This window comes from Streptomyces sp. NPDC090119, assembly GCF_044747085.1.
Classification (GTDB): Bacteria; Actinomycetota; Actinomycetes; order Streptomycetales; family Streptomycetaceae; genus Streptomyces.
This window is the reverse complement of record NZ_JBIVDK010000003.1, coordinates 537755-560496: the sequence shown is the minus strand read 5'-3', so window position 1 is coordinate 560496 and position 22742 is coordinate 537755. Positions and strand designations below refer to the sequence as shown.

Here is a 22742-nt window from a genome sequence, read left to right as displayed (position 1 = left end):
GTGGACCTTCAGAAGCACGCCCAGCCCGCGGACACCGCCCCGCGCCCGGCCGACCTGCGCGCCTCGGACGCCGACCGCGACCGGGTCGCCGACATCCTCCGCGAGGCCCTGGCCGAGGGCCGGCTGACCGCCGAGGAGCACGCCGAGCGGGTGGAGGGGGTGCTGCACACCAAGACCGTCGGCGAGCTGGACGTCTTCATACGCGACCTGCCCGCCGCGCACGACCGCCCGGCCGGGCCCGCGTACGTCTCCGCCCCGCCCCGGCCGCGGCCCGGCGCCCTCCCGGCCGAGGCCGACACCAGCGTGGTCGCCGTCTTCAGCAGCGCCGTGCGCCGGGGCCGCTGGCGCGCGGGGCGCCGGGTGCACGCGTTCGCGGTGTTCGGCAGCGTGGAGATAGACCTCAGCGAGGCCGTCTTCGAGTACCAGCAGGTGGTGATCAAGGCGGTCTCGGTCTTCGGGGACGTCCAGATCCGCGTCCCGGAGAACGTGTCGCTGCGCGGCACCGGCGGCAGCGTGCTGGGCAACTTCGAGGTCAGCACCCTGGACTCGGTGCAGTCGGACGCGCCGGTGATCTACGTGGACGGCTGGTCGGTGCTGGGCAACGTGGAGGCGCGGCCCCGGCGCGGCAAGGTCGTGGCGGACATCCTCGACCGGACCCTGCGCAAGGTCGACGGGAAGCTGCGCAAGCACCTGGGTGACTGACGCCGAACAGGCCGTCGTACGCCGGTGGTTGGGAACGCAGTGCATAGGCGCGCGTACAACGGGTAGGGCTTGCTGCATCGTCTCTCGCTAGCGAATCCGTCGTCAGGAGTAGACCCGTGCTGCAACCGCCGCATTCGTCCCTGCAGGTAGCCGCCGTTCCGGCCCAGCGGGGCCCGGCGCGAGACAGGGACCAGGACGCGCCCTGGCACACCGAGGCGGTGTGCCGCCGCGACGAGGCCGGTCTGTTCTTCGCCCCGTCGAAGGAGCCGACCGCCGCCCGCCTGTCCCGTGAGGAAGCGGCGAAGCGGGTGTGCGCCCGCTGTCCGGTGATGATCGAGTGCCGCGAGCACGCCCTGCTCCAGCCCGAGCCCTACGGCGTCTGGGGCGGCCTGACCGCGGCCGAACGCCGGGTGGTCCTGGCCCGCAGGCGCAGGCGCGAGGTGGAGCTGAAGAAGACGACCGCAGCGCGTATAGCCGGCTAGCCGAGCGCTTTTCAGGGGCGCGGGGAACTGCGCGACCAGCCACGACGGACCGGCACCCGCAGCGCCGCCCGCGCCCCCTGACCCGCTACTTCGCCCGGTCGAAGTCGACCGCACTGTAGGCCCGCAGCTTGCTGAGCCGGTGCTCGGACTCGATCTTGCGCACGGTCCCCGACTTGGACCGCATCACGATGGAGTCGGTGGTGGCGGTCTCGGAGCGGTAGCGCACCCCCCGCATCAGCTCGCCGTCGGTGATCCCGGTGGCCACGAAGAACACGTTCTCCCCGCTGACCAGGTCGTCCGTGGTCAGCACCCGGTCCAGGTCGTGACCGGCGGCGATCGCCCGCTCGCGCTCCTGGTCGTCCTTGGGCCACAGCTTGCCCTGGATCGTCCCGCCCAGGCACTTCACCGCGCAGGCCGAGATGATCCCCTCTGGGGTGCCGCCGACGCCGAGCAGCAGGTCGATGCCGGTGCCCTCGCGCAGCGCGAGGATGGACCCCGCCACGTCACCGTCGGAGATCAGCTTGATCCGCGCGCCGGTGTCCCGGATCTCCTTGATGACGCCCTCGTGCCGGGGCCGGTCCAGGATGCAGACCGTGACGTCCTCGGGCGTGCGCCGCTTCGCCTTGGCGACCCGGCGGATGTTGACCGACACGGGCGCGTCGATGTCCACGAAGTCGGCCGCCTCGGGCCCGGTGACCAGCTTGTCCATGTAGAACACGGCGGACGGGTCGAACATGGCGCCCCGCTCGGCGGCGGCCAGCACGGCGATCGCGTTCGCCATGCCCTTCGCGGTCAGCGTGGTGCCGTCGATCGGGTCGACGGCGATGTCGACCTCGGGCCCCGTCCCGTCGCCGACCCGCTCCCCGTTGAAGAGCATCGGGGCTTCGTCCTTCTCGCCCTCGCCGATGACGACGACGCCGTTCATCGAGACGGTGGAGACGAGGGTCCGCATGGCGCGCACGGCGGCGCCGTCGGCGCCGTTCTTGTCGCCCCGGCCGACCCAGCGGCCCGCGGCCATGGCCGCGGCTTCGGTGACCCGGACCAGTTCCAGGGCGAGGTTGCGGTCGGGGGCCTCGGAGGGGACATCGAGTTCGGACGGCAGATGATGCTCGGTCATCGGAGCGCACCTTTCTGATACGACGACGGCCGGATGAGTATGGGGTGACTCTATCGCCGGGCTTACAAAATGAGCAGGGGGCCCCACGGATGAGCGCGGAGGGCACCTGAGACCATAGGAGGCGTGGCAGGTTCGAACGGCAAGCAGAAGACGGTCCGGGACATGATCCTCTCCCTGGCCCTCATCGGAATCGCGGCGGCGGTCATCTACGTGTTCGTCCCGCACGACGATCACAAGCCCGACCTCCCTCGGGTCGACTACACGGTCGAGACGACCACGGCGCGCCGGGCCGTGAGCTACCCGGTGGCGGCCCCCCAGGGGCTGCCGGACACCTGGAAGGCGACCTCCGTCCGCTTCCGCAGCGACGAGTCCGACCGCTGGCACCTCGGCTTCCAGGACCCCGAGGGCCAGTACGTCCAGATCGAGCAGTCCACCCAGAAGCGCTCGGACTTCATCAAGCAGGCCACCCAGGGCGCCAGGGTGACCGAGGCGACCGAGAAGATCGACGGCCGCACCTGGACCCGCTACACCGGCGGCCGCTACGACGCCCTCGTCCTGGAGGACACCCCCGGTTCCACCACGGTGGTGTCGGGCACCGCGTCCTTCGACCGCCTGACCACCATGGCCACGGCGCTCAAGATGGCGTGACGGCTCCCTCTCACGATGCGCGAAGGCCCCCGGAAGCGCATTCCGGGGGCCTTCGCGTCGGCCGTGAGCGGCCTTCAGGGTGCTGATCAGACGGTCGTGATCACGTCGTCGTACGACAGGCGCGGGCCGCGCGGGTGCGAGGCGTCCGCGGCCGGGCGGCCGATGTTGACGATCATCAGCGGGGCGTGGTCGTCGTCCAGGAACTCCTTGCGGACACCCTCGGCGTCGAAGCCGGTCATCGGGCCCGCGGCCAGACCGGCGGCGCGGACGCCGACGACGAAGTAGGCGGCCTGGAGCGCGGCGTTCAGCGCGGCGGAGCGCTCACGGACCGGGCGCTCGCCGAAGAAGGCGTCCTTGGCCTGCGGGAACGCCGGGAACAGGGCGGGCAGCTCCTCGTGGAACTCGTTGTCCGCGGAGAGGATCGCGACCAGCGGGGCGGCGGCCGTCTTGGGCTTGTTGCCGTCGGCCATCAGGGCCACCAGGCGCTCGCGGGCCTCGGGGGAGCGGACCAGGGTGATCCGCAGCGGGGTCTGGTTGAAGGCGGTGGGGCCGTACTTCACCAGGTCGTAGATCGCCCGGACCTGCTCGTCGGTCACCGGCTCGTCGGTGAAGGAGTTCGCGGTGCGGGCCTCGCGGAAGAGGAGGTCCTGGGCGGCCGGGTCGAGAACGAGAGACATCTGTGACTTCCTGGGGGTGCGCGTACGGCCCGCGGGGCGGGACCTGATGACGGACCCGACCCTACGCCAGAGAAGTTCAAGCTTTAACAAAGCATCTCGGTGCGGCTAGTCACTCTCCTCCTCGTCCGCCTCCTCCGCGAGCGCCGCGTCCAGCCGCTCCCGCGCCCCCTCCAGCCAGCGGCGGCACACCTTGGCCAGCTCCTCGCCGCGCTCCCACAGCGCGAGGGACTCCTCCAGCGTGGAACCGCCCGCCTCCAGCCGCCGTACGACCTCGATCAACTCGTCCCGCGCCTGCTCGTACGACAGCGCCTCGTCCACCTTGCTGCTCATCCGCCCACCCTATTCATCGCCGCCGACATCGACCCGTACGGCGAACTCGCCCGCCGCCACCCGGGCCCGCAGCGGCTCGCCCTCGCTCACCTCGGCCGGATCGCGGACCACGTGGCCGTCCTCCTTCTGCAGGACCGCGTAACCGCGCTTCAGCGTGGCCGCGGGGGAGAGGGCGACCACGCGCGCGTGCGTGTGGGTCAGCTCCGACTCCGCCCGGTCCAGCAGATGGCCCAGCGTGCGCCGGGCGCGGCCCAGCAGGGCGTCCAGCTGCTCGGCCCGCTCGTCCAGCAGCCGGTGCGGATGCTCCATCACCGGCCGGGACAGCGCGTGGGCGAGCCCCCGCTCCTCCCGCTCCAGCAGGGCGTGGGCGCAGCGCCTGCCCCGGTCGCGCAGCATCCGTACCCGCGCCAGCTCCTCGCCCACGTCCGGGACGACCTTCTTGGCCGCGTCGGTCGGGGTGGAGGCGCGCAGGTCGGCCACCAGGTCCAGCAGCGGGGTGTCCGGCTCATGGCCGATCGCCGAGACCACCGGCGTACGGCAGGCCGCCACCGTCCGGATCAGCTCCTCGTCGGAGAACGGCAGCAGATCCTCCACACTGCCCCCGCCACGGGCCACCACGATCACGTCCACGTCGTCCCGCGCGTCCAGCTCCTTGACGGCCTGGACCACCTGCGGCACCGCGTGCACCCCCTGCACCGGCACATTGCGCACCTCGAAGCGGACGGCGGGCCAGCGGTGCCGGGCGTTCTCCAGCACGTCACGCTCGGCCGCCGAGGCCCGGCCGCACACCAGCCCGATCAGCTGCGGCAGGAACGGCAGCGGCTTCTTGCGGTCCGCCGCGAACAGCCCCTCCGCCGCCAGCGACTTCTTCAGCTGCTCCAGCCGCGCCAGCAGCTCGCCCACGCCCACCGGCCGTATCTCGGCGGCGCGCAACGAGAGTTGCCCCCGCGGGGCGTACCACTCCGGCTTGGCGAGCACCACGACCCGCGCGCCCTCGCCGACCACGTCCGCGACCGCGTCGAACACCTGCCGGTAGCAGGTCACGCTCACCGAGATGTCGTGCGAGGGGTCGCGCAGCGTCAGGAACACCACCCCGGCGCCGGGCCGCCGCGACAACTGCGTGATCTGTCCCTCCACCCACACCGCGCCCAGCCGGTCGATCCAGCGTCCGATCAGCCGGGAAACCTCCCCGACCGGGAGCGGGGCCTCGGGCGATGTGTTCACAGCCATGCGGCGAGCGTAACGGCCGCCACCGACAAAGGGGGTGCGCCGGGGGACACCCCCCTGGGCGGATCTACGGGGTCGGCCACCCGGCCTTACGATGGGACGCATGACCGCTTCGCCTGGCCGCCGTGTCCTGCTCGCCGCCCCCCGTGGCTACTGCGCCGGTGTGGACCGCGCCGTGATCGCCGTCGAGAAGGCCCTCGAACAGTACGGGGCCCCGATCTACGTCCGGCACGAGATCGTCCACAACAAGTACGTCGTGCAGACCCTGGAGAAGAAGGGCGCGATCTTCGTCGAGCAGACGGAGGAGGTGCCCCCGGGCCACATCGTCATGTTCTCCGCGCACGGCGTCGCCCCGACCGTGCACGAGGAGGCGAAGCGCGGACAGCTGGCCACCATCGACGCCACCTGCCCGCTGGTCACCAAGGTCCACAAGGAAGCCGTCCGCTACGCCAACGACGACTACGACATCCTCCTCATCGGGCACGAGGGCCACGAGGAGGTCATCGGCACCTCCGGCGAGGCCCCCGAGCACATCCAGCTCGTCGACGGCCCCGAGGACGTCGCGAAGGTCGAGATCCGCGACCCGTCCAAGGTCGTCTGGCTCTCCCAGACCACCCTGTCCGTGGACGAGACCATGGAGACCGTCGACGCCCTGAAGGCGAAGTTCCCCGGCCTGGTCTCCCCGCCCAGCGACGACATCTGCTACGCCACCCAGAACCGTCAGCTCGCGGTGAAGCAGATGGGCGCCGAGGCGGAGCTGGTCATCGTGGTCGGCTCGCGCAACTCCTCCAACTCCGTGCGCCTCGTCGAGGTCGCCAAGCTCGCCGGGTCCCGCGAGGCGTACCTCGTGGACTACGCGAGCGAGATCGACGAAGCCTGGCTGGAGGGCGTCACCACGGTCGGCGTCACCTCCGGCGCGTCCGTCCCCGAGGTCCTCGTCGAGGAGGTCCTGGAGTGGCTGACCCAGCGCGGCTACGGCGACGTGGAGCTGGTCAAGGCCGCCGAGGAGTCCATCACCTTCTCCCTTCCCAAGGAGCTGCGCCGCGATCTGCGCGAGGAGGCCGCCACCCTGGCGGCCCAGCGTGGCGGAACCGGTACGCCCGAGGCGTGACCGTCAGTCGTACGCCGTAACGTGGGGCCATGCAGATCTTCGGCGTGGACATCGGCGGTTCCGGGATCAAGGGTGCCCCGGTGGACCTGGAAAAGGGCGATCTCGCCCAGGAGCGCTGCAAGGTGCTCACCCCGCACCCGGCGACTCCTGAGGGCGTCGCCGACGGCGTCAAGGAAGTGATCGACCACTTCGGCTGGACCGGCCCGGTCGGGCTGACCTTCCCCGGAGTGGTCGAGGACGGTGCCACCATCCTCACCGCGGCCAACGTCGACAAGAGCTGGGTCGGCACGGACGCCCGCACCCTGTTCAGCGAGAAGCTCGGCGGCCTGCCGGTCACCCTCGTCAACGACGCGGACGCGGCCGGCCTCGCCGAGATGCGGTTCGGCGCCGGGCGCGGGCGGCGGGGCACGGTCATCGTCCTCACCTTCGGCACCGGCATCGGCAGCGCCGTCTTCACCGACGGCGTCCTGGTCGCCAACACCGAGCTGGGCCACCTCGAGCTGAACGGCCACGACGCGGAGAAGAAGGCGTCCAGCAAGGCCAAGGAGGACGGCGACCTCACCTGGGAGCACTGGGCGCGGCGGGTCGAGAAGTACCTCGCGCACCTGGAGATGCTCTTCTCGCCCGAGCTGTTCATCATCGGCGGCGGAGTGAGCCGCAAGGCCGAGAAGTTCCTCCCGCACATCAAGGACATCAAGGCCGAGATCGTCCCGGCCCAGCTGCAGAACAACGCGGGCATCGTGGGCGCGGCGATGCGGGCGGAGCAGCGGGCTTCGGCGGAGTAGCGGGGCCGGGGCGGCTGCCGGGCGCCGGACCGGGATACGCTGCCCCGTCTCACTCCGACCGGAGGTCGTCTCAGTGATACCCGTACGGGCGTTGGCCGTCGCCCCCCTGGCCCTGCTGACGCTCGCCCTGTCCGGCTGCTCCTCCTGGGGCTGCACCGACACGAGGGCGGAGCGCGGCACGCCCGGTGCCAGGGTGCGGGTCGTGGAGACGGACGGGCGGCCGCTCGGCGTCACCGCCGTGGTCGTCGACTGGCGCCTCGAGCCCCACCCGCAGGTGCCCGCCGAAGGTGACCAGGTCCACTTCCGCTTCCGCTTCGACGGCGCCGACGACAATGCCGACTTCGCGGTGGACGTCTGCGCAGTCGACAAGAAGCGCGTGGCGCTGGGGTGCCAGACGGTCGAGTCGTCCCAGGCGTTCGGACCGGCCGCCGATCCCCACACGGGCGACGAATGGCTCGCCGTCGAGCACCCCGAGCGGGTGGCCGCAGTGCTGTTCATCCCCAACGACCAGTACTACGACCGACGCACCTGTGCGGTGGACGTCAAGGACGGCGGCGGGATGCACCCTCCGGAACAACCCGGCACGGGGGACCAGCTGTAGGGCCGGTCCCGCCCCGGCCTACGTGCCGCTACGGACGGCGCCGTCTGCTCCGCACCCAGCGCACCCGGCGTACGAGAACCATCACCCCGGCGACCAGCGTGCCGCCGTAGAGCCAGCCCGCCTGGGTGGCGAGGCCGGTGAAGACGCCCATCAGGGAGCCGAGGAACCCCGCGCTGCCGTCGGCGACGGGGAAGAGCCCGGCGCCGAAGGCGATCGGCAGGGCCACGGGGGCGGTGAGCACGTCACCGGCCCGCACCCACAGCGCGGTGAGCACGCAGACGGGCAGGAACAGCACGCCGTAGGCGATCAGCGACGAGCCGAACAGCAGCGCGTCCAGGCCGCCGAGCAGCAGCATCGCGGCCACGCAGAACAGGCCGCCGCCGAGCCCGGTGAGCCGGGGGTTCGGGAAGCGCCGGCCGGTGGGCGCGGGGCCCGGCTCGGCGACGGGGCCGCGTACGGCCTCGGGGCCGCGGCGGGCCGCGACGGGCACCCCGGCCGGGCCGCGCGCGGCGTCCGGACCGCGCCGGGCCTGGGGCGGAAGGTGCGCGGGCGTGGGTGTGCCGCGTCGCGGCCCGTCTTTCGGAGGTCGCGTTCTGTGTTGCTCCACTGGACCAACTTAGGTCTGTTTATGTGCCGAATCGCCCATCAGACACGCCGAAGACGTGAGCTCAGGGCCAGTCCGACCGGACGGGGGACGCTCCCGCTAATTGCCCGGCGGGGACGCCGTAAACTGGTGGATCGGCCGGTGTCCCCTGGGCCCTGGCAGCCCCTGGCCCACTCCTCTACGGGAAGTCGCAACGTGTCGCTCACGATCGGAATCGTCGGCCTGCCCAATGTCGGCAAGTCGACCCTGTTCAACGCCCTGACCAAGAACGACGTGCTGGCGGCCAACTACCCGTTCGCCACGATCGAGCCGAACGTCGGCGTGGTCGGCGTCCCCGACGGCCGTCTCGCCCAGCTGGCGTCGATCTTCTCGTCGGAGCGCATCCTCCCGGCGACGGTGGACTTCGTCGACATTGCGGGCATCGTGCGCGGCGCCTCCGAGGGCGAGGGCCTGGGCAACAAGTTCCTGGCGAACATCCGCGAGTCCGACGCGATCTGCCAGGTCATCCGTGCCTTCAAGGACGACAACGTCGTGCACGTGGACGGCAAGGTCTCGCCGAAGGACGACATCGAGACGATCAACACCGAGCTGATCCTCGCCGACCTCCAGACCATCGAGAAGGTCCTGCCGCGCCTGCAGAAGGAGTCGCGGATCAAGAAGGACGTCGCGCCGAAGGTGAAGGCGGTCGAGGAGGCGAAGGAGATCCTGGAGAAGGGCGACACGCTGTCCTCCCAGGGCATCCTCCAGGGTTCGGAGCGCGCGGAGCTCCTGCACGACCTGCACCTCCTCACGACGAAGCCCTTCCTCTACGTCTTCAACGTGGACGAGGACGAGCTGACCGACGAGGACTTCAAGAACGCCCAGCGGGCGCTGGTCGCCCCGGCCGAGGCGATCTTCCTCAACGCCAAGCTGGAGGCGGACCTCGCCGAGCTGGACGAGGAGGACGCGATGGAGCTGCTGGAGTCCGTCGGCGCCGACGAGCCCGGCCTCGCCACCCTCGCCCGCGTCGGCTTCAACACCCTTGGCCTCCAGACCTACCTCACGGCCGGCCCCAAGGAATCCCGCGCCTGGACCATCCCCAAGGGCGCCACCGCCCCCGAGGCCGCCGGAGTCATCCACACCGACTTCCAGAAGGGCTTCATCAAGGCGGAGGTCATCTCCTTCGAGGATCTGGTGGAGACGGGGTCGGTCGCCGAGGCCCGCGCGAAGGGCAAGGCCCGCATGGAGGGCAAGGAGTATGTGATGCGGGACGGGGATGTGGTGGAGTTCCGCTTCAACGTCTGACACGTACGGCGAAAGGCCGTCTGACCTGCGACGGAGCGGGGTGGGCGGCCTTTGCGGTCCGCACGGAGTCCGCAGCGTGCTGGATGAGTCCGGCACGCGCGGCACGTAGTCCGGGGTCGCGCTCGGCGTCGAAGTCCGGGTGGTCGACCCGAAGGTCCGAGCCGAGCTCGCTGATCGCGAAGCCAGCATTCAGAGGGCATGCAAGGCTGGCTACTCCAGGGAGTGGCACTCGTAGAAGGGCTCGGGTGCCGTGAAGCTCAGGCCGTTCTCGTCGAGCGCGTTGAAGACGGTGACCCGGCTGTGCGGGAAGACGAACCCGATAGCCACCATCCCTTGCGCCGCATCGTTGCCGCGCCATTCCAGGAGCTCGATCTTCTGTAGCACCTGGCCATGGAGTGCGGCCAGGGCCGGCACCGCATCGTGGCGCCAACGCAGGTCGAACCCAGGCCAACGGACGGACCCGTGGGGGGTGAGGGAGTTCCAGCCCACCGAGATGTCGTCGAACTTCTGGTGCTGGATCTCGACCTGCTCTCCGTCGAAGTCGAGCAGAACGGGACCATCGGCGAACCATGTGTCGTCCGCGACGTCCCAAAGCAGCCAGGTACGTGCCAGTGTCTTCCCGACCAGCGCTCGCAGGCGGTCGCCGTGGCTGGCGGTGATCGCGGCATGGCCGCGAAGCCACTCGGGGGCGTAGGTATCGAGGTCGAAATCGAGCATCTGCGCATTGTGCCGGGCGAGCGGCGGGGACACTCAGTCCGCAGCCAGTCCGCAAGACACTCGTAAACGCCTGTCGGGAGCCACGCGCGCCAACGGAGATATCCCAGTTCAGGGGCTACGGGAGGCTCCGTCGCAGGTCAGGATCGGGCCGCAGGCATTCCGGTTCAACGTCTGACACGTCCGGCAAAGGCCGTCCGACCTGCGGTGGAGCGGGTTGGGCGGCCTTTGCGGTTCGTGCGGAGTCCGCAGCGTGCTGGGGTGCGTCCGCGCTACGGGCGGGTCCAACCGTCGGCGAACTCGCACTGGAGGTCCGTCCAGCGGTGCTGTTCGGCGGGGGTGTGGCGGGGGTAGCCGAGGCGGGCCACTCCCTTGACCCACTCGTCCCAGAGGCCGTCGGGCTCCGTGAAGCGCTCGGCGTGGTGGGTGCCGAGGTGCGCGTCGAGGCGGAGGAGGGCGCCCAGGGCGGCGGGCTGGTCGTAGTGGAGGTCGGTGCGGGGGAGGTAGTGGTCGAGGTAGGCGGTGAGGATCTCGGCGTCGGCGTGGGTGCCGAGGCGGGCCAGGGCGAAGCAGTAGGCGCTGCCGGAGTAGCAGACCTCGCTGGCCAGGAGCAGGTCGCCGAGGCGTGCCCGGAACTGTTCGCGGCGGTCCACGCCGATCAGCCAGGCGGCGGTGAGGCGTGAGCGCCATTCGTACCCGAGGAGGGCTTCCAGTTCCTCGTCGGTGACCGCGGCGGCGTCATTGAGCAGGTGCCGGGTGAAGCGGGTGGTGTGCCACCACCGGGGGCCCAGGAACCGCCCGCTGTTCAGTACGAGATAGCGCGGCAGGCCCCCGTACGTCCTCGTCACGTAGCTCTCGACCACATGGCCGTAGCCGATTCCGGCGGGGTTCTGAGACGGCATCGGTTAGCTCTCCGGGGAGGTCATGACGCGGAGTGGTCCTGGCGCCAGAAGGTGGGGAGCCACCAGCAGAGCACGGAGTGGGCGGTGGGCCGCGGGGCTCGTTCTCGGCCGGAGGGCGGGTGTACTGGCGGCCGTGCTGGTCGCAGGCGCCGAAGCCCTGGTAGTTGGGCTGGGCCTCGATCAGGGAGACCTTAGTCGCTCCTCCGGCCATGGCCGGCCGGCGGAACTGGACCCCGTCGTCCTCCCAGAAGCCGATGGGACAGATCTCGCAGCGGTGTCAGACGGTTCGGATGACCGGGGCGGGTTCGATGTCCTGGGCGTCGATGAGGGTGCGGATGTCGTTCGGGTTCGAGGTCCAGATGATGGCGCCGAGGCCGGCTGCCATGGTCACGACGGTGGCAGCGACGATGTCGGAGGTGCCGGCCTTGCCGCAGAGGATGCCCGCGGCTTTGGCGGTTTCGAGGCCGACGGGTACGACGTGGCACCCGGCGAGGAACTTGCCGAGTCCGACCTGGCGGCGGGAGTCCCGCCATGCCTGGCTGACGACGACGGCCGGGATGTGGATGTCACGGCCGTCTTCGAGGGCCAAGCTGTGGCGGGCCCACATGCGTCGGTCGTCGTTGTCGATGGCGATGAGCGCCCCGGCGTCGTACAAGTAGGGGATGTTCACGCGGCCGACGCCCCCGGGCTGCTGATGTACTCGGCGTCGGCGGCGGCCAGCTCTGCGCGGGCGGCTGCTTCAGTGAGCCTGTGGGTGAGGGGGCCCGAGTACCCGTGACGTCGAGTCTCGTCTGTCGAAAGGTCCTCTCCCTGGGCACCGGGTCCGTCTATGCGTGGGAGACCGGGGAGGGGGTCGTCGGGCATCTCCTCGTCGATACGGAGGAGGCTGTCGCGCGTCCCTGTACGGCGCGGGGGGTGGTGGTCGGCGACATGCTGCTCGCGAGCGGTGTGGGTGACGTGGAGCATCCTCACCCGGACCCGGAGGTGCGGCGCTCCTTTCTCGTCGTCGCGGCCGTGATTTTTCAGGAGTGGCGGCGGCAGGGGCGGTGGCCCGAGGAGGTCGCGCGTACCTACTGGTGAGCGGGGTCGAAGTAGGGTCGTACGGGTGTCGGCCTGCGTCCTGGACGTAGGGGACGTACGCGGGGGACGTGCGGGCGGCTGTGTTCAGGAGACGGGTGGCGGCTTCCGGTTCGGGGAGGGTGGGGAGGTTCAGGGCGTGCAGGAGGTGGTCGCGCTCGGCCTCGAAGTCGGGGTGGGATTCGAGGAGTTCCGACTTCAGCTCGGGCAGGGGGAACCCCATCAGCACGTCACGCCAGAAGGGCAGTACGACGACGAGGGTGATCGCCTCGATCAGGTCCGCGCCGATCAAGGTGGCCCGGCCCTCCGAATCGGTGTGGAGGACCGGGCGCTGCTCGGCGCCGTCGGCCCCGCAGAGGTAGTACGTGCCGCCCGTGTCGCAGCCCGCGATCGGGTGCAGCGGGACTTCGCCCGGCAGGTGCAGTTCGTCGATGGGGTCCCGGCGGGTGATGTCGAAGTCGCCGGGGCAGATCAGGGCCGTGGCGAGCGCGGGGGTCTGCTCGATGCGGTGGAGCAGGGCGGCCGAGGGGGTCATGCGCAGGCCAGGGTGCGGCACTTGCTGCATGCCTTCCTGAGGAGCAGCAGGGCGCCGGTCTGGAGGGCGGCCGCGCTCAGGTGGAAGGTGAGAGTGAGGAGGGCGGAGAGAGCCGGGCCCGGTGTGAAGGTGGGCGGGAGCAGGGTGCTCGCGGCCATCCAGGCGACGGTCATCAGCACCGAGGACGGCATCGCCGCGAAGGTCCAAGCGGTGATGGCCGGGTGGGCGATCGCGTCGACGGGGACGGCGGCCGCGACGCTGAGGGCGCCCAGTACCGCCGCGTACAGGAGGATCAGGCGCTTGCTCATGACAGGCCCATCGGGGGGAACGGGGCCGGGTTCGTGACCCAGCCCGTGGTGAGGAGGAGGCGGGGGGAGCGGGTGGTGGTGAGGAAGGCGAAGGGGCGGTCGTAGGTGAGGCTGAGGACCGTCGTGGTGTGGGTCGGCTGAGGTGCGCCGCCGTACGGGGCCGAGACCGCCGTCACCGCACCCGCCCGGAACCCCTTCGCGCTGAACTGGGCCACCGCCGACTGGCGGGCCGCGCCGATCGTCAGGGGGGTGTCCGAGATGCCGGGGAAGTGGGCGTACGGGGTGCTCGGGAGGCCGAAGAGGGCCGGGTCGGCGAGCAGGTCGTGGTCGGCGCGTACCTCGTACGCCACCGTGCGGACGTCCAGGGCCACCGGCTCCGGGGTCGCGGACGGGCGCTGCTCCACACGCAGGCCGGGGCCCACGTGCCCCAGCGGCAGACGGCCGCCCTCGGTGACCGGAAGCGTGCGCTCCACCAGGCCCACCCCGGCCGCGATGACCTGACCCGGCGTCATGCCCTCCTCGCCCAGTACGAGGTGGATGTCGATGCCGTTGTCCCCGGGGACGGTCAGGGAGGTCACATGGCCGTCCGGGGTCGCGGCCACGCCCACCCGGTCCGGCCGTACCGACCTGCGGAACAGCCCGAGCAGCGTACGGCCCTGCCAGGGCCCGTGCTCCGGGCGCAGCGGCACCTCGGTGAAGGGCTGGCGCCAGGTCGTCCGCAGGGACAGCGCGCTCGCCAGCACCACCTGCGCGTCCCGCGTCAGCTTCAGCGGCATCCGCTCGACCACGCCGCCGGTACGTTCGGCCGCCCACGCGTCGAGGCGTTCCTGCGCGGTGATCAGGTCGTCCCCGAAGGTGCCCTGCGTCCCGGCGGGCAGCCCGGCCCGCCAGTCGTCCCGGAGCCGTAGCCGCTGCTGGGCCCAGAGGCCGAGTGCCGCGTCCAGTCCGGGCACCGAGGCCATTTCGGCGAGGAGTTGACGGGCTGCCGTGGCCGCCACGTCCGCGGGGACGCCCAGCGCCTCCGCGAGTTCCGCCCGCGCCCGGCCGCCCGCGCCGTCCGCCAGGAAGGCCAGCAGGGGCCACACCCCGGCCGCGGAGAACACCGTCCCGTCGTCCGCCGCGACCGTCCGCGCCCACCGCGCGGTGAGGCCGTTGACCGCCCGTATGCCGACCTCGCTCATTCCGTCCCCCACGCCCTGCCCGCCCCCATGTCCGTTCCGCGCGGCGCCCGTTCGGGACCCGGGCCGTTTCCGGTCTTGTCCGGACCCGCTTACCATGCGCGCATTCGTACGGTAGCCCGGCCGAGAGTCCTCGTCCGCCCCCGCTGCCGCAACTCGTCCCAGAAACGGTACCGGTGTCCATATCCCCTGCCCCCGAACCCGGCGAGCCCAAGGGCCCGTCAGAGCCGTCCCCGCAGCCCCAGGACGACTCACCCCAAGAGGCCCAGCAGGACCCGCAGGCCCAGCAGGACCCGCAGAACCCCTACAGGGCACCGGACCTCTACGGGACGCCCACCCCCTACGGGACCTCCGCCCCCTACGGGACGCCGGCCCCCTACGGGTCCCCCGCCCCCTACGGCCCCCCGACCCCCCAAGTCCCCCACACCCCCTACGGCACCCCCGCCCCCGTAAACCCCTTCGCCATCGCCTCCCTGGTCACCGGCATCCTCTGCTGCCTCCCCGGCGTCGGCCTGCTCCTCGGCCTCATCGCCCTCCCCCAGATCCGCAAGCGCGGCCAGCGCGGCCGGGCCGCGGCGGTCGTCGGGAGCGTCCTCTCCGGGACCGGTCTCGCCCTCGCCGTGCTGCTGTTCACCACCGGGGCCGTGGACCGGGCCTGGCGGGACGTCAAGGAGGGCGTGCGCGAGGGCGCGAGCCTCTCGCTGGTCAAGGGCGACTGCTTCGACGCCGACGACGGGCCGAAGGACACCATCGACGGCATCCGCACCGTGCCCTGCGCCGGGAAGCACGAGGGCGAGGTGATCGGCACGTTCAAGCTCAGGGGGAACGCGTACCCCGGCGACGATGCCGTCGAGGACGCCGGCGAGCGCTGTGTCGGCCTGCGGTACGCCTACGCGATGGACGGCTGGGCGCTCCCCGACGACGTCGACGTCTACCCCGTGACGCCGACCAAGGAGAGCTGGTCGCTCGGCGACCGCGAGGTCACCTGTGTGCTCGGCAGCCTCACCGACGGCGGCACCGTGACCGGTTCGCTCCGCGCCGAGGAGTCCGCCTTCGATGCCCACCAGGTCGCGTACCTGAAGGCCGCTCACGTCCTCGACGCGGCCATGGACAGCGCGCCCGACGCCACCGATGTCGAGGACGACCTGCCGGGCCACAGAGCGTGGGCCCGCCGAGTCTCCACCGCCCTGGCCGCCAGCTCGCGGAGCCTGCGCGCCCACCCCTGGCCCGCCACCGCCCGCGCGCCCCTCGCCGCCCTGGCCACCCGCATGGACAAGGCCCGCGCCCGCTGGGACGAGGCGGCCCGCGCCACCGACGCCGACGCGTTCTACGTGCCCTACGACGACGGCCTCACCCTGCTCGAACCGCGCACCGCCGTCCCCGCCCGCAAGGCGCTGAAGCTGGCGACCACCCCGCCGGACCTCGGCGCCCCGGACGAGGGTGACGACACGGCGGACGAGAACGCCAAGGTGTGATCGCGGCCGGACGGGGGAGTCATGGGCGGAGAAAGTCGCTGGACGCAGGTGTGCGCACCACCCCGTCATCACATCGAGTGATTCTCTGGCCTTTGCTTGCATGGCACAACCCACGGTTGCCACGCTGTTGCTGTCTGTACAACCTGATGGGAGCGGCCCGTGACATTCGGTGAGCAGCCGGCGTACCTGCGTGTGGCGGGTGATCTCCGCCAGAAGATCGTCGACGGTTCACTGCCGCCCCATACCCGCCTCCCGTCACAGGCCCGCATCCGCGAGGAGTACGGCGTCTCGGACACGGTCGCGCTGGAGGCCCGCAAGGTGCTGATGGCCGAGGGGCTGGTCGAGGGGCGGTCCGGCTCGGGGACGTATGTGCGCGAGCGGCCGGTGCCCCGCAGTGTGGCGCGCTCGGGGTACCGCCCCCAGGGCGGCGCCACCCCCTTCCGGCAGGAGCAGGCGGACGCGAGCGCGCGCGGCACCTGGGAGTCCAGCAGCGAGCGCGCGGAGGCCGGGGCGGGGATCGCCGAGCGGCTCGGCCTCCAGCCGGGCGAGCGCGTGATGCGCACCAAGTACCTGTTCCGGGACGCCGGGGAGCCGATGATGCTCTCCACCTCCTGGGAGCCGCTCGCCGTGACCGGCCGCACCCCGGTCATGCTGCCCGAGGAGGGCCCGCTCGGCGGGATGGGCGTGGTCGAGCGGATGCGCGCCATCGACGTGATCGTGGACAACGTCACCGAGGAGGTCGGCGCCCGCCCCGGCCTCGCCGAGGAGCTGATCCTCCTCGGCGGTGTCCCCGGCCATGTGGTCCTGGTCATCCAGCGCACCTACTACGCCTCGGGCCGCCCGGTGGAGACCGCCGACGTCGTCATCCCCGCCGACCGCTACCAGGTCGCGTACCACCTATCCGTGCGCTGACGCCTCTTCGTGAGGTAGCGCACATGGGACGCGCTCCCCTGGAGGGCGTCCCGGTGTGCGAACCGCGCGCCTGACGTCCCCGGCCCGCCGCGATCCGGCCGTTCCGCCTGGTCGCCGCGGGTCGGCCCGCTTCACGCGCCTCTTTCCCCGGCCTCGTCGGACGCGGCGCGTTCGATTCCGTGCGCCCCCCTGCGTTCTGGCCGGTTGCGTACCTCTTCGTGAAAAGCCGTATTCGCTGTGTGAAGGTTGGGCGTACGCTCGGGCATATGCGTATTGCGGTTTCCTTGGGCGGGACACCTTGGGGCCCCGGAGCAGGAAGCGGGTGGGGCGGGTGCGAAGGGGCACGGGAAGGGAAACGGTGGGGGCGATGAACGAGGGTGCGGTCATTCTGCCCTGGCTCGTCATTCGGCAGGACGACAACGGCAATCGCTACCGGGTCGGCCGGTACGCGACACGGGCCGAGGCCCAGAAGATCGCCGACAGTCTCGACGGCCACGGGCACAGGCAGCTGTACAGCGTCGAACGCGTCGCACCGCACGGCGAGAGCACACGTAACTGACGCGACCGACCGGCGGGGTGCGCTCCCGTAGGCTCCGGACCATGACCGAACGGATCGTGGTGGTGGGAGCCGCCCTGCTCGACGGGGACCGGCTGCTCGCCGCACGGCGCAGCGCGCCCCCGGAGCTGGCCGGGCGCTGGGAGCTGCCCGGCGGCAAGGTCGAGCCCGGCGAACGGCCCGACGACGCCCTCGTACGCGAACTGCGCGAGGAACTCGGCGTCGACGCCGAGGCGGTCGAACGTGTGCCGGGGGAGTGGACCCTGAAATCCCCTTACGTGCTGTGGGTGTGGACGGCCCGGCTCCGTCCGGGCTCCCCGGAGCCCGAGGCCCTCCAGGACCACGACGAGCTGCGCTGGCTCACCCCCGACCGCCTCTGGGAGGTCCCCTGGCTCGACCAGGACGTCCCGGCCGTCCGAGAGATCGCCGCACGCCTCGGCGCGCAGGCGCGCTGACCGGCGTACGGGGTGCGCCGCCCGGCGTAGGGAGCGGACTCCCGGCGTACGCGGCGGACTCCGGGCCGCGCCGCGAGGTGTGTACGCCGTTCGTGCCACAGTGCCCCGGCCCGCGCGGTACTGCTCCCCGAATACCGGGTATGTGGCCAGTAACCCCATGAAATCGGACATGGGTGGGCTCGCTTGCCTGGGAAGTGATCGGCGTGTTCGACACCGAGGGCGACTGCGCCGAGTGGACGTTCCCCCCGGAACCCGGCGCCGTGCGCGCGGCCCGTGCCGCTGTCCGGGGCCAGTTGGGCCGCTGGCATCTGGACTCCCTCGCCGATCTGACGGCGTTGCTGGTCAGTGAGCTGGTGACCAACTCCCTGCGGCACGCGGACGGCCCGATCGGACTGCGCCTGGTCCGCCCCGGAGGGCTCGACGGTGCCCTGCTGGTGGAGGTCTCCGACCAGCTGCCGGACCCGCCGCGCGAGCGCGTCCCGCGCCCCGAGGACGAGAGCGGCCGGGGACTCCAGCTCGTCGCGGGCTCCGCGCGCCGCTGGGGGACCCGGCCCGGCGGGCGGGGCAAGACCGTGTGGTTCGAGCTGGCGGTCCCCGGCTGACGGTCCCGGAACGACGCGCGCGGTCCCCGTGTGACCAGGAGCGCGGACGGGTGCATCAGGGGCACGACGGGGTGAGCCGGGGGTACGGAGGGGGAGTGCGCGCCCCCGCGTGGGTCGGCTCGTGCCCCGGTGCGCAAGCGCGTTGCCGGGCGCGTGATTCGAGGCCGTGTTCCCTGGTTAGAAGACTGGAAGTGTTGTCGCGGCCCGGTCCGGAAGGCACCCGTACCGAGCTGTGATCGTGAACACCGTGTTGTGCGGCGCCGTAGTGCTGGATACTGCGGGCAGCCGCCCCCGGTGACCGGTGCCGGACGCGGTGAGCTGGAGGGGACGGTTCGCGTGAGCGAGATACCAGCGAAGGCCACGGAGTCCGAGGACCCGTCGGGCGGCGCGAGGGCCCGGGCCGCCGAGGAGGCGGCCCCCGCCGACATGTGGCAGAGCAGTCCGCCCGGCTCGATCTACGACTACATCAAGGTCGCGTCCTTCTCCATCAGTCCCGGCGGCCTGATCGAGCAGTGGAGCCTGCGCGCCGAACAGCTCTTCGGCGTCCCCGCCCACCGGGCCGTGGGGCTCGACCCGATCGAGGCGTTCGTCGACCCCGACCTGCGCAGTCGCGGCCAGCGCAAGATGGCCGAGATCCTGGACGGGCGGGAGTGGACCGGCGTGGTCCCCTTCCGCATGCCGGACGGGGAGGACGGCTCGCCCGGCGAGGAGGGCATGGCCGAGGTCTACGTCATGCCCACCCGCACCGCCGAGGGCGACAAGGCCGCCGTCTGCATCGTGGTGGACGTGCGGACCCTGCGCAGCATCGAGACCGACCTCGCCGCCTCGCAGGCGATATTCGGCCAATCTCCCTTCGGGTTCCTGCTGATCGACACCGATCTGCGGGTGCGCCGGGCCAACACCCGGTTCGCCTCGATCTTCGGCGGCACCCCGGAGGACCACCGGGGCAAGGGCGTGCACGACTTCCTCCCGCGCGCCGAGGCCGACCGGGTGGCGGCCACCATGCGCCGGGTGCTGGAGACCGGCGACTCCATCACGGACATGCATGTCACCGGCTTCGTCCCGGACTCCGACGAGCGTCGGCACTGGTCCATCAACCTCTACCGGGTGCACAGCGGCAGCGGGCGCCCCATCGGGGTGGCCTGGCTCGGCACCGACATCACCGCCCGGCGAGAGGCCGCGAGGGAGGCCGCCTCCGCACGGCGCAACCTGGCCCTGCTCAACGAGGCCGGCGCCCGGATAGGGAACTCGCTCGACCTGGAGACGACCGCCCGCGAACTGCTCGACGTGGTCGTCCCCGGCTTCTGCGACCTGGCCACCGTCGACCTCTACCAGGCCCTGCTGACCGGCGACGAGGCCCCGCCCAAACTGGCCGACGGCAGCGCGGAACTGCGCCGGGTCGCCTTCGCCAGCGCCGTCTCCGACGCGCCCTTCGGCGGCCCGGGGGAGCGGGTGGAGCTGGGCGCGGTGCACCGCTACCCGTTCAACTCCCCCTGCGCGGACGCCCTGCGCACCGCCCGGCCCCAACGGGTGCCCGCCGAGGAGGGCGGCCTCGTGCAGTCGACGCTGGCCGTGCCGATGGTCGCGCACGACACCGTGGTGGGCATCGTGCAGTTCGCCCGCACCAAGGGCAGCGAGCCGTTCGGGGACCGCGACCGCGACCTCGCGGTGGAGCTGGCCGCGCGCGCCGCCGTCTGCATCGACAACGCCCGGCTCTACCGGCGCGAGCACGAACGCGCGCTGATCCTCCAGCGGTCCCTGCTGCCGCCCGGCGACCCCGAGGCGTCCGGCCTGGACATCGCCTGCCGCTATCTGCCGGGCAACGCGGCCACCGAGGTCGGCGGTGACTGGTTCGACGTCATCGAACTCCCCGGCCACCGCACGGCGTTGGTGGTCGGCGACGTGATGGGTCGCGGCCTGCGCGCGGCCGTGGCGATGGGCGAACTCCGTACGGCGGTACGTACGCTCGCGCTGCTCGACCTCGAACCGGCCGAGGTGCTCTCCGCGCTGGACGAGATCGCCCGCGGTCTCGGCACCCCCGGCGGGGTCCAGCAGGCCACCCGCGCGGCCCGCCAGCCACGCGACGCCGACCTGTGCGAGGTCTACCTCGCCACCTGTGTGTACGCGGTCTACGACTCCGTCACCCGGCGCTGCACCTTCGCCAACGCCGGGCATCTGCCGCCGGTGCTGGTGGAGCCCGGCGAGTCCGCCCTGATGCTCGACGTGCCGCCCGGGATGCCGCTGGGCGTGGGCGGCGAGCCGTTCGAGGAGGTGGAGGTCGAGCTGCCCGAGGGCGCCCTGCTCGCCCTCTACACCGACGGCCTGGTCGAGTCCCGCGACCATCCGCTGGACGAGGGGCTGCAGGCGTTCGTGCAGGCGCTCACCGACCCCTCCCGGCCGCTGGAGGACGTCTGCGACCACGTCCTGAACAGCCTCGACACCCGGCACGGCGAGGACGACATCGCCCTGCTCATGGCCCGCGTCCAGGGCCTGCCCGCCGAGTCGGTCGGCGACTGGACGCTGCCGCGCGAGCCGCGCAGCGTGGGCCGGGCCCGCGAGTACGCGCGGGCGCAACTGCTCAGCTGGGACCTGGAGCCGCTGGTCGACACCACGGAACTGCTGGTCAGCGAGCTGGTGACGAACGCCCTGCGGTACGGCGAGGGCGAGATCAGGCTCCGCCTGCTGCTGGACCGCACCCTGGTCTGCGAGGTCTGGGACGCCGGTCTGGTCCAGCCCCGCAGGCGGCGCGCCCGGGACACCGACGAGGGCGGACGCGGGCTGCAACTGGTCGGGCTGCTCAGCGCGGCCTGGGGCTCCCGGCGTACGCCGCGCGGCAAGACGGTGTGGTTCGAGCTGCCGCTGCCCGGCGCCGACAGCCCGCTGACCGACCCGGCGGAGGCGCTGCTCAGTCTGTTCTGAGGGGCCGTGCCGCGTCGGGCGCCGGTACCCCGTGCGCGCGTACGTCCCGCTCGGCCAGTTCCAGGGCCCGGCGTGCCAGGACGGCCGCCTCGACGGGGTGGGGGGTGGCGAGGGTGCGTACCGCTGCCGCGAGGAGGGAGCGGGGGTCGGCGCCGACCCCCGCCCGGTGCACCGCGACGAAGTCCTCCGCCGCTCCGACGGCGGCCCGCGCCACCAGGTCGGCGGCGGTGTCCAGCACCCCGCTCCGGGCACCCGGCAGCCGGACCAGGGCGCGGGTGATCCGGCGCAGCGCGTCGAGAGGGTCGTACGGGCCCGCCGTCAGCTCCTCGCGTACGGCGGCCAGGGTGTCGTCGGTGCCGGACGGCACCGGTGTGCCCGTGGCCCGCGCCCGCGCCAGGACCGCCTCCGCCCCGGTCAGCGCGGCCGGTACCAGTGCCGACGCCGCCCGCAGCCGACGGGCCGTGCGGTCCACCCCGGCCACCAGAATCCCGGCCTGCGCCACGGCGCCCTCGGCGAACCGGAGTTGACGCACCGCGCTCTCCCCGTCGGCCAAGTCGGCCGCGCGACGAGCCTCGTTGAGCCGGGAGGTGGCGAACACCAGCCGGTCCATGGCCTCTTCGGCGCCCCCGGCGGCCCGCGCGCCGACCGAGGGCCCGTACCGCTCGCGCAGTTCCGAGGCCATGGCCCGCGCGCCCGCCGCACGTGCCGCCAGTCGGCGGAACGCCTCCTCCGCCACCTCCAGCGCCGGACCCACCCCGGCCCGGCGCGGCCGGTCCAGCTCCACGGCCCGCGCGTCCAGCACCCACCCCACCTCGGCGCACCGGCCGACGATCCCGGCCAGGGCCTGTCGGCGGTCGCCGGGGTCGCGGGGCTCGCCCTCCTCGTACCGGTGCCACAGGGTGAAGGCGGCGGAGAGTTCCGCGCGGGCGGTGTGGATCGCGTGGCGGAAGCGGGCGACGGCGCGCTCGTCCGCCAGCGCCGCCACGAACGGCAGCTCCTCCTCGCTCGCCCGGACGCTGTCGTCGGCCCGGACCAGGGCGGAGCGGGCCGCACGGTCGGACTCGGCCGGGGCGGGGGCGGTCGGCGTGGCGGAGACGGCCCCGGACGCGCGGCGGCCCCGGCGTACGTAGCCGTACGCGGCCAGCACCCCGGCGGTGCCGAGCACGGCGACCGGAAGGATCAGGTCGACGGCGGACGACTCGTCGTCACGGGGCGCGGCGGGAGCGGCCGTCGTGGGCGGAGGGGACGCGGTCGCCGGGTCCTGCGCCGCGAGCACCGGGATCGCCAGCCAGCCCGCCCCGGCGACCGCGCCCACCAACGCGTGCGCGACCCGCACCCGTATGTGCGCCGTGGCGTGCCGGGGGCGGCCCCGGACCAGGGATGACGTCACTTTGGGAGCGTATGGGCGGGTTCGCGGCCCCGCGAGCGGGCGGGGTTGCGCCGCACGGGTGGGCTTGCCGCGTGGCGCGGTCGTGTCGCCCCGTTTCCCCCGGTGCGGTCGTTTTCAGTGGGTGCATAGATCTGATCAGCTCCATATACCG

26 protein-coding genes are annotated in these 22742 nt (G+C 72.3%); 14 read left to right on the top strand and 12 right to left on the bottom strand.

The window, feature by feature from the left end; all coding sequences use genetic code 11:
• Both ACIPPM_RS15265 and ACIPPM_RS15260 read left to right on the top strand, forming a co-directional pair.
• Complete coding sequence (locus tag ACIPPM_RS15265; protein ID WP_401447534.1) at positions 1 to 702, top strand: DUF1707 domain-containing protein; 702 nt, start codon at positions 1 to 3, stop codon at positions 700 to 702.
• Between the two features lie 116 nt (positions 703 to 818).
• Complete coding sequence (locus tag ACIPPM_RS15260) at positions 819 to 1184, top strand: WhiB family transcriptional regulator (protein WP_393595459.1); 366 nt, start codon at positions 819 to 821, stop codon at positions 1182 to 1184.
• Positions 1185 to 1269: 85 nt separating this feature from the next.
• On the opposite strand, the gene glpX is transcribed toward ACIPPM_RS15260, so the two are convergent.
• Positions 1270 to 2301, bottom strand: a complete 1032-nt coding sequence (gene glpX / locus ACIPPM_RS15255; RefSeq protein WP_388996097.1) for a class II fructose-bisphosphatase — start codon at positions 2299 to 2301, stop codon at positions 1270 to 1272.
• 123 nt (positions 2302 to 2424) lie between these two features.
• On the opposite strand from glpX, the gene ACIPPM_RS15250 reads away from it, so the two are divergent.
• A complete protein-coding gene (locus ACIPPM_RS15250; protein WP_401447530.1) occupies positions 2425 to 2949 on the top strand; it encodes a DUF4245 domain-containing protein in 525 nt (174 codons plus the stop codon).
• An 86-nt stretch (positions 2950 to 3035) separates the two neighbouring features.
• On the opposite strand, the gene ACIPPM_RS15245 is transcribed toward ACIPPM_RS15250, so the two are convergent.
• From ACIPPM_RS15245 to xseA, 3 genes are all read right to left on the bottom strand, one after another.
• Positions 3036 to 3626 (bottom strand): malonic semialdehyde reductase, encoded by a 591-nt coding sequence (locus ACIPPM_RS15245; protein ID WP_401447527.1) that lies wholly within the window; start codon positions 3624 to 3626, stop codon positions 3036 to 3038.
• 105 nt (positions 3627 to 3731) lie between these two features.
• Positions 3732 to 3956, bottom strand: coding sequence for an exodeoxyribonuclease VII small subunit (locus ACIPPM_RS15240; RefSeq protein ID WP_401447524.1), 225 nt, complete (start codon positions 3954 to 3956; stop codon positions 3732 to 3734).
• Between the two features lie 9 nt (positions 3957 to 3965).
• Entirely contained in the window at positions 3966 to 5186 is a 1221-nt protein-coding gene (gene xseA / locus ACIPPM_RS15235; protein WP_401447522.1) for an exodeoxyribonuclease VII large subunit, read from the bottom strand.
• Between the two features lie 91 nt (positions 5187 to 5277).
• Here xseA and ACIPPM_RS15230 point away from each other — a divergent pair, with 91 nt between their 5' ends.
• The 3 genes from ACIPPM_RS15230 (at position 5278) to ACIPPM_RS15220 (ending at position 7680) form a co-directional block, all read left to right on the top strand.
• Complete coding sequence (locus tag ACIPPM_RS15230) at positions 5278 to 6294, top strand: 4-hydroxy-3-methylbut-2-enyl diphosphate reductase (RefSeq protein WP_401447520.1); 1017 nt, start codon at positions 5278 to 5280, stop codon at positions 6292 to 6294.
• A gap of 29 nt (positions 6295 to 6323) precedes the next feature.
• Positions 6324 to 7079 carry a polyphosphate--glucose phosphotransferase gene (gene ppgK / locus ACIPPM_RS15225; protein ID WP_401447517.1) on the top strand — a complete coding sequence of 252 codons (756 nt, stop codon included), beginning with the start codon at positions 6324 to 6326 and terminating at the stop codon, positions 7077 to 7079.
• Between the two features lie 73 nt (positions 7080 to 7152).
• Positions 7153 to 7680: a hypothetical protein gene (locus ACIPPM_RS15220; protein ID WP_401447514.1), complete on the top strand. Its 528-nt coding sequence runs from the start codon at positions 7153 to 7155 to the stop codon at positions 7678 to 7680.
• Positions 7681 to 7708: 28 nt separating this feature from the next.
• Here ACIPPM_RS15220 and ACIPPM_RS15215 read toward each other — a convergent pair whose 3' ends face one another.
• Complete coding sequence (locus ACIPPM_RS15215) at positions 7709 to 8287, bottom strand: DUF6542 domain-containing protein (protein WP_401447512.1); 579 nt, start codon at positions 8285 to 8287, stop codon at positions 7709 to 7711.
• Positions 8288 to 8479: 192 nt separating this feature from the next.
• On the opposite strand from ACIPPM_RS15215, the gene ychF reads away from it, so the two are divergent.
• Positions 8480 to 9568, top strand: coding sequence for a redox-regulated ATPase YchF (gene ychF, locus ACIPPM_RS15210; protein WP_401447510.1), 1089 nt, complete (start codon positions 8480 to 8482; stop codon positions 9566 to 9568).
• A gap of 210 nt (positions 9569 to 9778) precedes the next feature.
• Here ychF and ACIPPM_RS15205 read toward each other — a convergent pair whose 3' ends face one another.
• The 4 genes from ACIPPM_RS15205 to ACIPPM_RS15190 form a co-directional block, all read right to left on the bottom strand.
• On the bottom strand, positions 9779 to 10285 hold the full coding sequence (locus ACIPPM_RS15205; protein ID WP_401447507.1) for a hypothetical protein: 507 nt from the start codon (positions 10283 to 10285) through the stop codon (positions 9779 to 9781).
• Positions 10286 to 10554: 269 nt separating this feature from the next.
• Positions 10555 to 11130 carry a DUF6000 family protein gene (locus ACIPPM_RS15200; RefSeq protein WP_401447504.1) on the bottom strand — a complete coding sequence of 192 codons (576 nt, stop codon included), beginning with the start codon at positions 11128 to 11130 and terminating at the stop codon, positions 10555 to 10557.
• Positions 11021 to 11395 carry a CPCC family cysteine-rich protein gene (locus ACIPPM_RS15195; protein WP_401447501.1) on the bottom strand — a complete coding sequence of 125 codons (375 nt, stop codon included), beginning with the start codon at positions 11393 to 11395 and terminating at the stop codon, positions 11021 to 11023. The genes ACIPPM_RS15200 and ACIPPM_RS15195 overlap by 110 nt, the downstream gene beginning before the upstream one ends.
• A 66-nt stretch (positions 11396 to 11461) precedes the next feature.
• Positions 11462 to 11854 carry a twitching motility protein PilT gene (locus ACIPPM_RS15190; protein WP_401447498.1) on the bottom strand — a complete coding sequence of 131 codons (393 nt, stop codon included), beginning with the start codon at positions 11852 to 11854 and terminating at the stop codon, positions 11462 to 11464.
• 245 nt (positions 11855 to 12099) lie between these two features.
• Between ACIPPM_RS15190 and ACIPPM_RS15185 the strand changes: the two genes are divergently transcribed.
• Positions 12100 to 12264, top strand: coding sequence for a hypothetical protein (locus tag ACIPPM_RS15185; protein WP_401447496.1), 165 nt, complete (start codon positions 12100 to 12102; stop codon positions 12262 to 12264).
• A 528-nt stretch (positions 12265 to 12792) separates the two neighbouring features.
• Here the strand turns inward: ACIPPM_RS15185 and ACIPPM_RS15180 are convergent.
• Positions 12793 to 13104: a hypothetical protein gene (locus ACIPPM_RS15180; RefSeq protein ID WP_401447494.1), complete on the bottom strand. Its 312-nt coding sequence runs from the start codon at positions 13102 to 13104 to the stop codon at positions 12793 to 12795.
• Positions 13101 to 14285, bottom strand: coding sequence for a serpin family protein (locus tag ACIPPM_RS15175; protein ID WP_401447492.1), 1185 nt, complete (start codon positions 14283 to 14285; stop codon positions 13101 to 13103). The genes ACIPPM_RS15180 and ACIPPM_RS15175 overlap by 4 nt, the downstream gene beginning before the upstream one ends.
• A 173-nt stretch (positions 14286 to 14458) precedes the next feature.
• On the opposite strand from ACIPPM_RS15175, the gene ACIPPM_RS15170 reads away from it, so the two are divergent.
• From ACIPPM_RS15170 to ACIPPM_RS15145, 6 genes are all read left to right on the top strand, one after another.
• Positions 14459 to 15757, top strand: coding sequence for a DUF4190 domain-containing protein (locus ACIPPM_RS15170; protein WP_401447490.1), 1299 nt, complete (start codon positions 14459 to 14461; stop codon positions 15755 to 15757).
• 159 nt (positions 15758 to 15916) lie between these two features.
• Entirely contained in the window at positions 15917 to 16669 is a 753-nt protein-coding gene (locus ACIPPM_RS15165) for a GntR family transcriptional regulator (protein ID WP_393595437.1), read from the top strand.
• Between the two features lie 367 nt (positions 16670 to 17036).
• Positions 17037 to 17228 carry an SPOR domain-containing protein gene (locus ACIPPM_RS15160; protein WP_401447487.1) on the top strand — a complete coding sequence of 64 codons (192 nt, stop codon included), beginning with the start codon at positions 17037 to 17039 and terminating at the stop codon, positions 17226 to 17228.
• Between the two features lie 41 nt (positions 17229 to 17269).
• The gene (locus tag ACIPPM_RS15155; RefSeq protein WP_401447485.1) at positions 17270 to 17680 is read left to right on the top strand and encodes a (deoxy)nucleoside triphosphate pyrophosphohydrolase; all 411 of its coding nucleotides are present in this window, start codon (positions 17270 to 17272) and stop codon (positions 17678 to 17680) included.
• Positions 17681 to 17853: 173 nt separating this feature from the next.
• Positions 17854 to 18282, top strand: coding sequence for an ATP-binding protein (locus ACIPPM_RS15150; protein ID WP_401447483.1), 429 nt, complete (start codon positions 17854 to 17856; stop codon positions 18280 to 18282).
• A gap of 336 nt (positions 18283 to 18618) precedes the next feature.
• A complete protein-coding gene (locus ACIPPM_RS15145) occupies positions 18619 to 21201 on the top strand; it encodes a SpoIIE family protein phosphatase (protein WP_393915845.1) in 2583 nt (860 codons plus the stop codon).
• Here ACIPPM_RS15145 and ACIPPM_RS15140 read toward each other — a convergent pair.
• Positions 21188 to 22591: a hypothetical protein gene (locus ACIPPM_RS15140; RefSeq protein WP_401447481.1), complete on the bottom strand. Its 1404-nt coding sequence runs from the start codon at positions 22589 to 22591 to the stop codon at positions 21188 to 21190. The genes ACIPPM_RS15145 and ACIPPM_RS15140 overlap by 14 nt on opposite strands.
• Between the last annotated feature and the right edge of the window lie 151 nt (positions 22592 to 22742).

What these genes read in the sequence shown, in the direction of transcription:
- glpX (WP_388996097.1), bottom strand. Translation starts at nt 2,301, where the DNA reads ATGACCGAGCATCATCTGCCGTCCGAACTCGATGTCCCCTCCGAGGCC.
- ACIPPM_RS15245 (WP_401447527.1), bottom strand. Translation starts at nt 3,626, where the DNA reads ATGTCTCTCGTTCTCGACCCGGCCGCCCAGGACCTCCTCTTCCGCGAG.
- ACIPPM_RS15240 (WP_401447524.1), bottom strand. Translation starts at nt 3,956, where the DNA reads ATGAGCAGCAAGGTGGACGAGGCGCTGTCGTACGAGCAGGCGCGGGAC.
- xseA (WP_401447522.1), bottom strand. Translation starts at nt 5,186, where the DNA reads ATGGCTGTGAACACATCGCCCGAGGCCCCGCTCCCGGTCGGGGAGGTT.
- ACIPPM_RS15230 (WP_401447520.1), top strand. Translation starts at nt 5,278, where the DNA reads ATGGGACGCATGACCGCTTCGCCTGGCCGCCGTGTCCTGCTCGCCGCC.
- ppgK (WP_401447517.1), top strand. Translation starts at nt 6,324, where the DNA reads ATGCAGATCTTCGGCGTGGACATCGGCGGTTCCGGGATCAAGGGTGCC.
- ACIPPM_RS15205 (WP_401447507.1), bottom strand. Translation starts at nt 10,285, where the DNA reads ATGCTCGATTTCGACCTCGATACCTACGCCCCCGAGTGGCTTCGCGGC.
- ACIPPM_RS15195 (WP_401447501.1), bottom strand. Translation starts at nt 11,395, where the DNA reads ATGGCCGGAGGAGCGACTAAGGTCTCCCTGATCGAGGCCCAGCCCAAC.
- ACIPPM_RS15180 (WP_401447494.1), bottom strand. Translation starts at nt 13,104, where the DNA reads ATGAGCAAGCGCCTGATCCTCCTGTACGCGGCGGTACTGGGCGCCCTC.
- ACIPPM_RS15175 (WP_401447492.1), bottom strand. Translation starts at nt 14,285, where the DNA reads ATGAGCGAGGTCGGCATACGGGCGGTCAACGGCCTCACCGCGCGGTGG.
- ACIPPM_RS15160 (WP_401447487.1), top strand. Translation starts at nt 17,037, where the DNA reads ATGAACGAGGGTGCGGTCATTCTGCCCTGGCTCGTCATTCGGCAGGAC.
- ACIPPM_RS15155 (WP_401447485.1), top strand. Translation starts at nt 17,270, where the DNA reads ATGACCGAACGGATCGTGGTGGTGGGAGCCGCCCTGCTCGACGGGGAC.